Annotated in this window: 6 protein-coding genes and 3 pseudogenes; 8 read left to right on the top strand and 1 reads right to left on the bottom strand. The window is 59.4% G+C overall.

Annotated features, from left to right (window positions below; genetic code table 11):
• The 6 genes and pseudogenes from EN932_RS15745 to EN932_RS15770 all read left to right on the top strand — a co-directional run.
• Nucleotides 1-127, top strand: a pseudogene (locus EN932_RS15745) (integrase); the annotation flags it as partial.
• A 619-nt stretch (nucleotides 128-746) separates the two neighbouring features.
• A complete protein-coding gene (locus EN932_RS15750; RefSeq protein WP_024505389.1) occupies nucleotides 747-1,406 on the top strand; it encodes a response regulator transcription factor in 660 nt (219 codons plus the stop codon).
• Nucleotides 1,403-2,731: a HAMP domain-containing sensor histidine kinase gene (locus tag EN932_RS15755; RefSeq protein ID WP_063169275.1), complete on the top strand. Its 1,329-nt coding sequence runs from the start codon at nucleotides 1,403-1,405 to the stop codon at nucleotides 2,729-2,731. Before EN932_RS15750 ends, EN932_RS15755 begins: the two co-directional genes overlap by 4 nt.
• Before the next feature lie 1,950 nt (nucleotides 2,732-4,681).
• Nucleotides 4,682-5,986 (top strand): annotated as a pseudogene (locus EN932_RS15760) (pitrilysin family protein); the annotation flags it as partial.
• A gap of 549 nt (nucleotides 5,987-6,535) precedes the next feature.
• Nucleotides 6,536-7,261 (top strand): annotated as a pseudogene (locus EN932_RS39735) (pitrilysin family protein); the annotation flags it as partial.
• Nucleotides 7,262-7,676: 415 nt separating this feature from the next.
• A complete protein-coding gene (locus EN932_RS15770; protein WP_095769043.1) occupies nucleotides 7,677-9,152 on the top strand; it encodes an NAD-dependent succinate-semialdehyde dehydrogenase in 1,476 nt (491 codons plus the stop codon).
• Between the two features lie 784 nt (nucleotides 9,153-9,936).
• Here the strand turns inward: EN932_RS15770 and EN932_RS15775 are convergent.
• Nucleotides 9,937-10,452, bottom strand: a complete 516-nt coding sequence (locus EN932_RS15775; protein WP_224570032.1) for a DUF2285 domain-containing protein — start codon at nucleotides 10,450-10,452, stop codon at nucleotides 9,937-9,939.
• 793 nt (nucleotides 10,453-11,245) lie between these two features.
• Here EN932_RS15775 and EN932_RS15780 point away from each other — a divergent pair.
• Together EN932_RS15780 and EN932_RS39535 are read left to right on the top strand one after the other, a co-directional pair.
• Nucleotides 11,246-11,701, top strand: a complete 456-nt coding sequence (locus EN932_RS15780) for a transposase (protein ID WP_256748481.1) — start codon at nucleotides 11,246-11,248, stop codon at nucleotides 11,699-11,701.
• Between the two features lie 880 nt (nucleotides 11,702-12,581).
• The gene (locus tag EN932_RS39535) at nucleotides 12,582-12,710 is read left to right on the top strand and encodes a hypothetical protein (protein ID WP_135907184.1); all 129 of its coding nucleotides are present in this window, start codon (nucleotides 12,582-12,584) and stop codon (nucleotides 12,708-12,710) included.
• Nucleotides 12,711-12,733 lie beyond the last annotated feature (23 nt).

The raw sequence follows: 12,733 nt of genomic DNA on the forward strand, positions 1-12,733 counted from the left end.
TGCCGTGCTCGACCGCCACGGCATGGTCGAGCGCCGCAAGCGCAGGCGCAACAGGGCGACGGGGACACCACTTTCAAACGGCTGTCGCCCTAACGATCTTTGGTGTGCCGACTACAAGGGCGAGTTCGGCAGAGAACACGGCCGGGACAGGGGATCACAAACACTTGACCGTTCCAGACCCTGGCAGTGGCGCATCGATTGACCGTTGGCTCTGTTCGTGGGCACCGAAAATAGGGCCTTCTTGGTCCTCGGCAGAGAATATGGCCCGGACGGGGGATAACAAACACTTGACCGTTCCAGACTCTGGCAGTGGCGCATCGATTGACCGTCGACTCTGTTCGCGAGCGCCGAAAATACGGACGACCCCTATGGTCAAAGTGCACTTCTGACCTGCTAGGCACTGTTCGATAACTGGAGGCACCCGCTACGGTGCCCTCGTATTTAAGACACCTGTCAGTTTCAAGCCTGGACATTGACGCGTGGCGCGGCTGCCATTCGTTGACCGCCACGTCGAATTGCCCGCCAACCAGTGTACAGCCGCCGGTGGTCACATTGAGCAAAAGTGCCGAGATCAGGAGGGGTTTCATAAGGCCTCTTCGTTTGGCTTTGTTAACGACCCCTTTCTTGCAATTGTAGCTGACAGCAGCCTGAAAGCCCCCAGATATTCGCTGGCGCCGGTTCAGCCTACTGTCAGCTTCGATCAATAAGGCAGGAGCCTTGCCCTCATACCGGAGCTCGGCAGCCTGATGCGAATACTGCTCATTGAAGACGACGACGACCTTAGAAGTGCTGTGCACGATCATTTGGTGGCTGGTGGCCACGCGGTCGACTGGGCCGAGGGCCTGTCCGGAGCGCGCGGTCATGCAGCTGTGGCCGGCTACGACGTTATTTTGCTCGACGTTCACCTGCCGGACGGCAATGGCATCGACTATCTGCGGGAGCTGATCAAGGGGCTTGATACAACGCCGGTCATCATTCTGACAGCCCGCGATCGGATTTCGCATCGCATCGAGGGGCTCAACGCTGGCGCCGACGACTATTTGGTCAAGCCGTTCGATCTGGGGGAACTCTCGGCACGCATCCGTGCAGTGGCACGTCGCCAAGGGCATTTTCCGGAGCCGCAATTTTCGGTTGGGACGCTTTCCATACAGGCAGCCGAGCGACGCCTCTTCCGCGACGGGCAGGAGGTCCACCTGTCTGGACGCGAATGGGCGGTGCTCGACTGCCTTCTACGCCGGCCCGGTTCGGTCGTTTCAAAGGGGAGGATCGAGCACGCGCTTTATTCATTCAATTCGGAGTTCGAGAGCAACACAGTGGAGGTTTATGTCAGCCGGCTCCGCAAGAAGATCGGCGGGGATAGAATAGCAACCGTGCGTGGCTCCGGATACAGGCTCGTGGTCACATGACGAACTCGAACAGCATGACGAGAAAGCTGATATCGTGGTTAGGCGGGGCAACGCTCCTGGTTTGGATCGCCGCCCCAACCATTGCTGCGTTCATTTTTTGCAATAATGTAAACGAAAGTTCGGATGACTTGCTCCAGGGGAGCGCAGAGTACAGAGAACCAGAGCTGATCAAGGTCTTGAATGGAAAACACGTTGATCAATACAATAACCACTTGCCAACTTATGAAAAGTACTGGACCTATCGTGAGCAGGTTATTAATAAGTACGGGGTAGTGCTTATTTCTGAACCGGAAGAGGGTCAGCAGCCCTTCCCTGATGCTCCCCTGAGTAACGGCTTTTGGCGAAACGCTGATTACCGCGTCTACACAGAGGAGATCCAAGACGGCGTGTATCATCAGTTGGCCGAACCGCTTGATGGCCGCCGTACCACAATCGCGAAGGGCGCACTTTTTGTCTTCCTTCCGACACTCGTGCTCCTGCCCTTTAGCTTAGCTGTTTGGTGGATCGTGATCCGGCGCTCGCTGCGGCCAATCGAGGTACTGCGACAGCAGATCGGATCGCGCGACGGCGGCAATCTGTCACCAATGGACTTGGGCGATTTCCCGGCAGAGTTGGCTCCAATCGCGGCATCCGTCAATCGGCTTCTCGATCGTCTGCGGGCGGCTCTCGAGGCCGAACGCGAGTTCGCCGCAAACAGTGCGCATGAACTGCGCACGCCGATCGCAGGTTCAATCGCTCAGATGCAGAGATTAGTGGCCGAGCTTCCCAATGGGTCGGCCAAAATGCGTGCGCGCGGCATCGAGCAAGCGCTGTCGAGCCTTGGCCGCCTTGTCGAAAAAGTGCTTCAGCTCGCTCAAGCCGAATCGGGGGTTGGCATGGCGGATCACGCGATCGATCTTGTCCGATCGGTTCGGCTGGAAATCGATGACCTGAGGAAAAAGCCGCAATATGCCGGACGCCTGCATCTTAACGTCGACGGCTGCCCCACTTTGATGCGCAAAGTGGATGTCGATGCGTTTGGGATCCTCCTTCGTAACCTGATCGAGAATGCGCTGATACATGGACTGCCCACTGTTCCGACAACAGTTTCCGTCCAAACTGATGGAACCATCGCTATTGCAAACGCCGGACCGGTGGTGCCCCTCCCCGACCTCGAAGGGCTTACAAAGCGATTTAGTCGTGGTGCTACTCCTGCTGCGGGCTCAGGCCTTGGTCTACATATCGCTAACATGGTTATCCAGCGGATCGGTGGCAGTCTAGAGCTTGCGTCGCCCGCCCGCGGTCGCAATGATGGTTTCGAGGCGATCATACGAATTCCTCAATGACACCGGTGAATTCGACGACAGTTGGACACAGGGCGGATTGCTGGCAAGGCTGCTGACAGGGCGAACTGTACGGCAGTATGTATACGGCGTAGAAATCGTACTTCACACAACGCATTTCGGCCGCGGCAATCAATGCCGCTATCATCGTCTGAGCAGTTCGATCGAAGCGACACGACATGATCGGCAAAATCGAAGGCTCCGCCTCACCGCTCGCTCGATTTCGCCCGGGGAGAAAAAAGGCCATCCGAGAAAGTGCAAGCCGCCGCGCAAAGGCGACGTGTCCAATTGTCTGGGTGCCCCTGTGCGCCGGCCCGATCGGGTTGGCGCAGGTCCAGTAAGGACCCGGACCAACCATTCCATTTAGACGACCGGCAGGTTTTAATCGGCGTCCGGATCGCCGTCCCAAAATGCCCCAAGTATACGGCTAGAAAGGCTGCCAACGATCGAGCTTTGGTCGGAGGCGTGCTTGTCAGCGTCTTGGGTGCTTGACCGGCCTTTGCAATGGCCATCGCCATCGCAAGTATCGTGCGTGGCCAGTGAGACCGCAATTTCATCAGCCTGGAGCCGACCGTATCGGTGCTTTTTTATGATTTAGGGATTTTTCGTTTTCCTCTTGGATCATCACGGGTTTGGAGAGGATCTGGTGTTAAGTGCCATTCGGAGCGCCGGCGAACGGCCCGAAATTAATGTGGTCGAGTGATGAAGCCTCCCGAATGCGTTAAACGAGACCCTTTATGGCGGCCCTGGCTGACAACAGTCTGAAAGCTGCAAGCGGCATGCGAAAATGGGGCGATCCTGAATGACGACAGATGCTATCAACATGAAAGAGGCTCGCCCTGAAAGCTGAGCACGCTTTATGCTCAGGCTGCTGACAAGGCCAAAGCAGCGTAAGTGCGTAGTGAAATCCAAGGTCCACATGGGTCGTCGCGCGTCCCATGCGCCTGGGAAGGCGCCGGCCCGGCCAAGCTTTCCCAGCTCGTCCGCATGATGCTTCGCTGAGCGTCAATGGACGTTGGCGCGAGACCAAGGCGTCGTGCGTTGCAATCCGGACGGTCCAGGGTATCAGGAGTTTCACGGCCTCGGCCCGCTTGGCTGGCCACAGTTGAAGCTCCAACGTACCGGCTGGCACCGGGAAATTGGGCTCTGCGCTGCCTCAACGCTGATGGCACGGTCAATGCTTGCCTACCGATGGGGCCGCCCATGCCGTGATGCTGTCGGTCGACGTTCGCAAACCAGACCCTCGCGAGACCCAGCGAAGGGGCTCGCCGGTACGACGAGGGACCTTACCTCTTTATGCGCGGCATCATTATCGAGGATGACATGTTGCCTTACACGTCGTCCCTCGCGCTCGGGTCTTTGTGGGGCGGATGAAGTCCTGATCGCGGTGGCACTGCTGCATGTTTGCGTAAGACCCATCCAGTCACGATCGCGCTGTCCTTCGATGTCGCGGTGCTGATAGGCGGGCAGATCGGTGTGCGCGGCGCCCGCCAAAGGATCGTCGTCACGCCGGAGGAGGCGAGCGTCATAGCCGGCGCGCCGGCGAAAGGCGCTTTCTGTCGGATGCCCGACAATGTCGGATATCGCAAGTATCAAGGTTGGATCAAACCTTGCGAATCGGGGCTTTCTTACTTGGCACGGGGCATGCTCAGGTATCCGCAAACACCCAATGGATAACGAGCAGACTTCCCATGGCCTCACCATGCCGAAAGTTTCCCGGACGCATCCAAAGATGAGGCTCGCGTCAGGCCCAGCAACACGCTGACGGCTCATGTGGCTCGGCGTCGCGTGCCGATCCACTTTCTCCCAATAGGCGTTCGGGAGACATAGATCCTTCAAAATGAGGAACAGATCACTTTGCCAGGAACGCAGCCCATAACCCCACTCTCCCTACCAGAACTACCAAGCAAGCCCCGCACTCATGGGCTTCGCAGGACGTCCGTTGCGTCCGAGTTGGTCGGCGCGGGGCCGGCTCCGATCCCCGTCGCATGGGAGGACGGCAAGGCGAGGGATTTCGTGCTCGACAACGGCATGGAGGTGGTCGTCATTCCCAACCACCGGGCGCCGATCGTCACCCACATGGTGTGGTACAAGATCGGCAGCGCCGACGAGCCGCCGGGCAAATCCGGCATCGCCCATTTCTTCGAGCATCTGATGTTCAAGGCGACGACCAACCATGCGGGCGGCGAATTCGACCGCGCAGTGTTCGAGATCGGCGGCTCCAACAACGCCTTCACCTCCTCCGACTACACCGCCTTCTATCAGACAGTGGCGCCGTCGGCGCTCGAGCTGATGATGAGCTTCGAGGCCGACCGAATGCGAAACCTCATCCTGACCGACGATGTCGTCAAGACCGAGCGCGATGTGGTCATCGAGGAGCGCCGCTCAAGCACCGACACCAACCCGCAGGACGTTCTCCATGAGGAGATCGACGCGACGCTGTGGCAGAACCACCCCTATCGCATCCCGATCATCGGCTGGATGCAGGAGATCGAGCAGCTGAACCGCGTCGACGCCACCGTCTTCTATGAAAAGTACTACTGGCCCAACAACTCCGTGCTGATCGTGGCCGGCGATGTCGAACCGGACACGGTGCGGGCGCTGGCCGAAAAGACCTATGGCAAGGTGGCGCGCGGACCTGACCTGCCGCCGCGCATCCGGCCGGTTGAGCCCGAGCAGAACACCAGGCGCACCGTCACGCTCTCAGACGCCCGCGTCAGCGTGCCCAGTTTTTCGACGCAGTGGGTGGTGCCGTCCTACCACACCGCCAAGCCGGGCGAGGCCGAAGCGCTCGACCTGCTGGCCGAAATTCTCGGCGGCGGTAACCGCGGCCGGCTCTACCAGGCGCTCGCTGTCCAGCAAGGTATCGCTTCCAGCGCCCGCGTCTATTTCCAGGGCACTATGCTCGACGACACCAAGTTCGCCATCTATGGCGCACCGCGCGGCGATGCCAAGCTGGCTGATCTCGAAGCGGCGGCCGCTGCCGAAGTTGCCCGCATTGCCGAGGATGGTGTCAGCAACGAGGAACTAGGCAAGGCCAAGGACCACTATTTGCTCAATATGATCTTTGCGGAAGACAACCTGGACTGGCTCGCCAGCATCTACGGCTCGACGCTGGCCACCGGCGGTACCGTGAAGGATGTCGAGGAACGGCCGAATCGCATCCGCAAGGTTACCCCCGAGCAAATCAAAGCAGTTGCCGCCCGCTATCTCGCGTTCGACCGTTCGACCACGGGCTATCTCTTGCCCAAGACGGAGAATCAAGAGATGACGCTCGGCGCTCGGCCCCATGCTGCGATGAACATCCAGGAGGTGAAGTCCGAAAAGGGCATCATCGCCTGGCTGGTGGAGGACCACACAGTGGAAATCGTCAACATCGGCTTTGCCTTCAAGGGCGGCACCAAGCAGGACCCGGTCGGGAAGGAGGGGATGGCCAAACTGATGGCCGGCCTGTTCATCGAAGGCGCTGGCCATTACGACAGCGGTGCCTTCCAGGTGAAGCTCGACCATGCCGGCGCCGAAATGAGTTTGGACGCGCAAAGCGACGACATCTACGGATCGATGTGCATGCTTTCCAAAAAGCAGGACGCGGCGTTCGGCCTGCTTCGGCTCGCGCTGAACGCGCCGCGCTTCGAGCAGGGGCCGATCGATCGCGTCCGCGCCGAGATTGTCTCCCGCATCGTCGGCAGCGAGCGAGACCCTAACGCCATCGCTCAGCGCAAATGGCTGCGCGCGATCTATGGCGCGCATCCTTGTTCAAGGCTGGGAGAAGGCACAAAAGAGAGCCTGCCCGGCATCACGCCGTCCGACCTCCGCGCCTTCCACCAGGCCATTTTCGCTCGCGACGGGCTCCATATTGCCGTGGTGGGTGACATTGACGCGAACACGTTGAGGGAAAGGCTTGACCAGCTGTTTGGTGATTTGCCTGAGCAACAAACCCTCGTCCCCGTCTACGATGTCGCGCCGAAACTCGGTCAACTGGTGGAGGAGAACTACGACCTGCCGCAGACTTCGCTGACGTTGGCCTGGCCTGGCGTGAAGCCTAGCGCGCCGGATTTCTACGCGGCCGTGCTGCTGAACGACATCCTTGGCGGCTCATACTTGACTTCCCGCCTTTACGAGGAGGTACGTCAAAAACGCGGCCTTGCCTATCACGTCAGCTCTGAACTAACCCTTGACTCGCTTCTGGTTACGACAGAGACACGCTCGGACTGCGCTGCCCAAACACTGAGCATCGTGCGAGATGTGGTAAAGCAGATGGCGCAGCAAGGACCGACCGGGGCCGAGCTCAAGGCGTCGAAGAAGCACCTGATCGGCGCCTATGCCATCGACCAACTGGGCTCGACCCGCTCGATTGCAGACCGGCTCCTGGATTTGCAGATTCACAAGGCCGACGTCGACTACAACCAGCGTCGCGCCCGCAGCATCGGTCGGGTGACGCTCAAACAGGTCAAGGCGGCGGCCAAAAAGCTGCTTTCGGCCGAGCCCGCCATTTTGGTGGTCGGCCCGCCGCTGGGCGGCAAGGATGAGTAAAGAAACTCATCTCACCTTCCTTCTTCATCGGGGCTTCTCGTGGGAAGAGCGAATGTGGAGGCCCGTGGGCCAAGCAGATCATGCAGACGCGCGGAGTCGTTTTCGCCGACCTTGCGCGGCATTGGCGGTCCGGCGGCCTCTCGCCGAAATGGCGCTCCTCAGCATGTATGCCGCCTTTTTGCAGAATTCAGTCGCATGCCACCAGCAGGCATGGTGGATGAAGCAAACATCCGACTGCTTAATCCATCAATTGATGAACCGCGGGCACTCAAACTAACGAAACTGCTGTCTTTTCATCGGGCTAGCGTGGTCTACCAGCTGCTTTGCCGAGGCCCTACGACGAACCCACTGGTGCAGAATACACACTGACGGCCTGTCGACCTGGATGTTCGCTGCGTTGAGGAGGAATCCGGTATTGCCCCTGTGCCTGCCGATGATCCGCCGTCTGAAATCCCCGCACCTGTTTGGAGCCATCGACCGCCTGCCGGCACTCGGCAGACCAGTTGGCAATAAGACGTTCGAGGTCGTCAATCCGTCGACCGGCGAAGTTTTGGCAGAGCTTCCCGATATGGGCGTGGAGGAGACACGTGCTGCGGTAGACAAGGCCTATGTTGCGCAGTCGGGATGGGCCGCGTTGACGGCCCGAGAACGTAGCGACGTTCTTTGGCGATGGCATCAGCTGATCATCGACCATGCAGGCGATCTCGCCGCGATTCTGACTGCGGAAATGGGCAAGCCGCTTGCCGAAGCCATTTCAGAGGTATCGCATGCGGCGGCGTATCTGCAATGGTATGCCGAGGAGGCCAATCGCGTCTATGGCGAGACGATCTCGGCACCCTCGACAGACCGCCGAATGCTAGTGATCAAGCAGCCCATCGGCGTTGTTGGCACGATCACGCCATGGAATTTCCCGGCCTCCATGGTGGCGCGCAAAATCTCGCCGGCCTTGGCTGCGGGCTGCACAATCGTGCTCAAGCCCGCTGAACAGACGCCGCTCGTGGCTGGCGCAATGTTCGCCCTCGCCCATCAGGCCGGCTTTCCCGATGGCGTGGTCAACCTGATCTATGCGTCCGAAGGTGATCGCGTGGGCCGTGAACTCTGCACCAATTCCAAGATTCGAAAGATCAGCTTCACCGGTTCGACCGAGGTCGGACGGCTGCTGATGCGTCAGTGCTCTGACCAGATCAAGAAGGTCAGCCTTGAACTCGGCGGCAATGCACCTTTCATCATCTTCGATGATGCCGACATTGACGGTGCTGTTGACGGTGCGGTCCAGGCGAAGTTCCGCAATGCCGGCCAGACCTGCGTTTCCGCGAACCGCATTTACGTCCAATCGAGCGTTCACGATGAGTTCGTCAAGAAATTCGTGGAAAGAATCCGGCACTTGTCGGTTGGCGACGGATTCGATGCCGGAGTGGACATCGGACCGCTCATCGACAAGCATGCTCTGGCCAAGATCGAGTCTCACGTCGCAGATGCCATTGCGAAAGGCGGCACAATACGATGCGGGGGCCAGCGTATCGGCAAGAATGGCACGTTTTTCGAACCCACGGTCCTCACCGAGATTTCCAGCGTCATGGCAGTCGCGCAAGAGGAGACATTCGGGCCGCTCGCGCCGATCATTCGCTTCAACGATGCGGATCAGGTCGTGCGCGAGGCCAATGACACGATATACGGCCTCGCCGCATACTTCTATGCCTCAAACCTGAAGCGGGTCTGGCGTGTGGCAGAGGCTCTGGAATATGGCATGGTTGGCATCAACACGGGACGCATGTCCTCGGAGGCGGCACCGTTTGGCGGGATCAAACAATCCGGCATCGGGCGGGAGGGTTCCCGTCATGGCCTCGAGGACTATCTGGAAATGAAATATCTTTGCATGGGCGGGATTTGAAACCTGCTGCACTGTCTCTCCGCCCCACCGGGGGGCGGCCTGCGGTCAATGCCGCCACCTAATTGGAAGTTCCAAACGCCGTTGACCTGAAACACGGATGCCCGGCAGGAGACTGAGCTCGCTGTCGGGCCGGACATGCCTTGGGAGGGCATAAGTCAGCGCTCCTAGGGCCGATGGGCCACTCAGTTCGTGCGCCTTTTGCCGATTGCGTTGCATGTGCCGTGCCAAGCCAAAAAGCATTGATAAACCGCCGATGGATCAGCTTTTGCCCTGTTGCGCATTCTACATTGTGGGATATGCGACAATGCCCAAGCGGTTGAATCGTCGTGTTGCAGAACCCCAGACGGGTCATGACTGCTATTCTTAGGACAGTGCGCAGCAAGCCGCTACTCGCTGCACTCCAGGCACACCATTTCCATAATCAAGCGGTGGGTGCTATGTTGACCGAGCTGTCGACCAGGGAACGGTGTGAGGCCTCAGATCCCTCCATATTGTTGCACCCGCCGGTCCAACAGGACTGCAGGTCCGGCCTCAAAGGATCTTGGCTGCTATGGCGACATTGCGGTGCACGCCGCTTTCCGACCAATGATGTGCGTCCAGGTCGAGGCCGGCCCTAATGAACCACCGCCTTGGCACCCTCGCCCATCTCATTTCGGCATCGACAAGCTAGACCAGAGCGCACTTGCAAGGCGCCATGCAGTCCTGTCGGCGGGCGAACTGTTGGTGACGGGTACAGCTGCGAGCGAACGTTCATCCACCGACGCACAGCGCGGACTGTCGCTTTTCAAATTAGGAAATCTCTGTAGCCACCATTCATGAGCGCGCGGCCACGCGAGACGGCCCGACGGATGCGGTCGCGCAGATGATCGCGAGGATCCGCCCAGTCGGCATGGACGCGCCGTTGACCGATGAGAACTTCGGCGAGCTCGCGATGAGGTGCTCCGGCGAGCGAACCGTCGAGCGCACGAAGAACGAAGGACAAACGAACGCCGCGCTTTTCCGGCGCAAACAAGCGGGGGGGCAACTGTTGCCCTAGACTGAGAGCATTGAGGCACTCCAGTCCCCTCAGTCGATGCTTTAAAAGCACCGCGGGCCAGATGGCTTGCGTATGCAGGCAAACAGGGTGGAGGATATTCGCGCCCGAGACGGCGAGCTGCAGCGCGTGGTCCGCATTGCGAAGAAGAACATGCTGGCTCTTGTCGGGCGCCAGCAGGACGATTGCACGACAGGGCAATGCCGAGAGTTCGAACGGCGGTGTCGGCGACGAGGCAGGCAACCGTTCCGCAATGACCGGCAGCACATGGACGCACCAGAGCGGACACCAGAATACGACCGAAGCGCGGCCACAAGACTCCGCGAAACAGAACACCCCAGCGTGACAGGTCGCCGGCCGACGCGACCATATCGAGAAAGGATTGGAGAGACCAAGTCTTGCAATGCTGGCGCGCAGCGGTCAGATCGCGCTGGAACGCTGGATTGCGGCGTAAGAACTCCCAAGCCCACTCCCGCAGCGTCAGGCCAGCGGTGTAGTCGTATGATCTTTCATCCCGCCAATCGGCCTGATCCGCGCCAGTCAGGAGATTCATGACTGACATCCCCTGCCCGCGCCTGCGTGCGTCGAAACATTATGCCACTTCGCAAAGCATCGGCGAAGGCAGCAGACGTCGAAGACCCCGTTTCGTTGAAGCGTCAGCCATCGCCACTGTCGGCGACAGAAGATGTGCCCAAATTGCCACCAGACCGTCGAACTGGCACAGCGACGGCCAGCGCGACCTGGAATTGATCCCGTAACGGTCATCGGCTCCTGCGTCGCGATCCAGACGTCCCTTGAAGGCGCAGTAGCGCGGCAGTGGATCGCACGCTGCTTGTCGGCAAGTTGTCGTAGCGGCGGCGCCATAGGCACGGTCATCGGAGGGTCTCCTGCGGCAAGCTTTCGCCATTGGAGGCCAATCTCCCCGCTAGGGCAGCCTGTGCAGTTGCACAGGTGAAGCGGATCAATCAGGGGGAGCCATGGCGGAAACTGGATGATGGCGGCTTGAGGAGAGCGGCGTATCGAGGCGGGTGATGAAGCCTGCCAGTACCTCTCAAGGAGAGTGATACGCCATGAACGAGACTATCAACACATTGTTCGCCTTCGTCAGCCCGACGAAATCGATGATACCCTGACGGATGTACTTCGCAGCGGCGCGCGCAAATTGCTTGCGCATGCGATCGAGATGGAGGCCGAGGCGTATGCCAAGGCGGTCGACTGCCTGACGAAAGATCATATTGCGTCGCTGGCGCTCTACGATTTCCCCGCCCAACACTGGGATCATCTGCGAACGTCCAATCCCATCGAAAGCGTCTTTGCAACCGTTCGCTATCGCACGGTGCGTACCAAGGGCTCGCTATCCTCGAAAACCGCCCAGCTGATGGTCTTCAAGCTGTTGGCCGCGGCCAGGAAGTGGCGACGATTGAAAGGACAAAATCAGTTGCCGAAACTCATCGCAGGTGCCAGGTTCCTGGACGGAATCCAGGTCATCGAAACGAAGCCGCAGAGCGCCGCTTGATCAGCCTCGTCACCCAAATTCCAGCATAGCTCCATCGGAACTGCCAGCCTTCCTTGCCGATCAGGCGCATATCAGCGCTGACGATACCGAGGACGGCGATGGCGGTCACCTCCAGGCCGCCGAGTAACGACCCTCAAAACACCGCACTGGTCGAGGCCAGCCTGAACCGGTATCTTGTGCCTGCCCTCGGGAGTCGCTCTATCCACCATGTGATCGACACCGACATTGCTAACATCACCAAGAAGATCGTCGCCGGGGGTCACCCGCAAGCGGCTAACACGGCCTTCTGGTGTATGCGGGCATTTTTCAACTGGTGTCGCAAACCGCCGCAACGGCTCATCCGCGGTTTCCCCGCGAGGGATTGGAAAATCCGGATCCGGCCCCGATCGTCAAGCGCAAGCGAGTGGTGAACGATGCCGAACTGGCGGCTATATGAACGGGCTGTGAGCCCGAACCGGGCGATATCGGCTATTCGTTCGGCTCCATCGTCAAGCTGCTCATTCTGACCGGACAGAGGCGTACGGAAGTTGCCGCGATGCGTTGGTCCTCAACCTTGAAGCCGGAACATGGAACTATCGGGTGACCGCACGAAGAACGAAGAGCCTACGCTTATTCCGCTGTCCACACTGGCGGTGTCGGTCCCCCAGACGGTACCGAAGACCAATGACACGTTTTTTTCCCTGCGAGGGGCAACGAAAGAAGCCACTTCTCAGGCTACGCGAAGGGCAAGAAGGCTCTAGACGGCAAGGTCAATACTGACGGGGTGGCTTTGGAGAACTGGACCCTTCACGATCTGCGCAGGACGCTCGCGACAAATCTCGGCAGGCGGCAGGTATTGCCACACGTCATCGAGCACATACTGAATCACAAGGCGGCGTCCTTGACAGACATTGGCGAAATCTACAATCTCTATAGCAACGTCAAGGAGAAGCGCGAGGTGTTGCAGATGTGGTCAAATCACATCGAATGGCTGATCAAGCAGGCTGCGGATGACGCTCTGGCGGCGTAGCTGCTGGCATGGGCGGAAGATGC

The organism is Mesorhizobium sp. M7A.F.Ca.US.002.01.1.1, assembly GCF_004022955.1.
GTDB classification, from domain to species: domain Bacteria; phylum Pseudomonadota; class Alphaproteobacteria; order Rhizobiales; family Rhizobiaceae; genus Mesorhizobium; species Mesorhizobium ciceri.

Bases quoted from the DNA above. Each gene is read 5' to 3' on its own strand.
- EN932_RS15750 (WP_024505389.1), top strand. From the start codon at position 747: ATGCGAATACTGCTCATTGAAGACGACGACGACCTTAGAAGTGCTGTG.
- EN932_RS15755 (WP_063169275.1), top strand. From the start codon at position 1,403: ATGACGAACTCGAACAGCATGACGAGAAAGCTGATATCGTGGTTAGGC.